The sequence below is a fragment of the Actinacidiphila sp. bgisy160 genome (genome assembly GCF_057707815.1).
Genome location: NZ_JBYIQW010000148.1, coordinates 1 through 652 on the forward strand (window position 1 = coordinate 1; position 652 = coordinate 652).

The 652-nt window shown below is 68.4% G+C and carries 1 protein-coding gene; it reads right to left on the bottom strand.

What is annotated here, in order from left to right; translation table 11 throughout:
- On the bottom strand, positions 1-383 hold a 383-nt coding region (locus tag AC3EUJ_RS37230; RefSeq protein ID WP_431969439.1), incomplete at its 3' end, for a transposase.
- Between the last annotated feature and the right edge of the window lie 269 nt (positions 384-652).

A 652-nucleotide genomic window follows, 5' to 3' on the forward strand; every position in this document is an offset into this window, starting at 1 on the left:
TTGCGCCCGTTGATCAGCTTGCCGCCGTCGAAGCCCCGGCTGTCGGATCCGACGACCGCGTCCGCCTTGACCGACTGCGAGTCGATCACCCCCGCGGTCGGCTCCGCGTCCCGCCCCAGGCTCTCGCGGACCCGGACGCGCAGCCGGTCGTGGAACTCCCGGGCCAGACCCCGGTCGCGCCAGCGGCGGAAGAACGCATAGACCCGGTCCCACGGCGGGAAATCGGCTGGCATCGCCCGCCACTTGATGCCGTTGTCCACCAGGTAGCGCACCGCATCGAGTATCGCCCGGTGGCAATACGCCTCCGGCTGCCCTCCCCGGCCGCGCAACCAGCCCGGCACCGGCAGCAGCGGCCGCACCGCCACCCACTCCGCATCGGTCATATCGGTCGGGTACCGGCGTTCACGCACCGGATGGTCGGCGGCGTTCCCGAACCGGTGAGCCAGGCAGTCACACTCCCGGGTGACCGAATTGGACTGCCCGGACATCGACACGGAAGACTGCGGCACCAGGGCCTCCTGCTGCTCGGTGATTCGACACCAACGAGCTGTTCAGGAGGCCCTACTCGTATGCGCCAAGCACCCTGCCACCACCCAATCGAGACTCCCGTTCGACACCCACCCCTCAAGATCGGAACGACAACAACTACTGA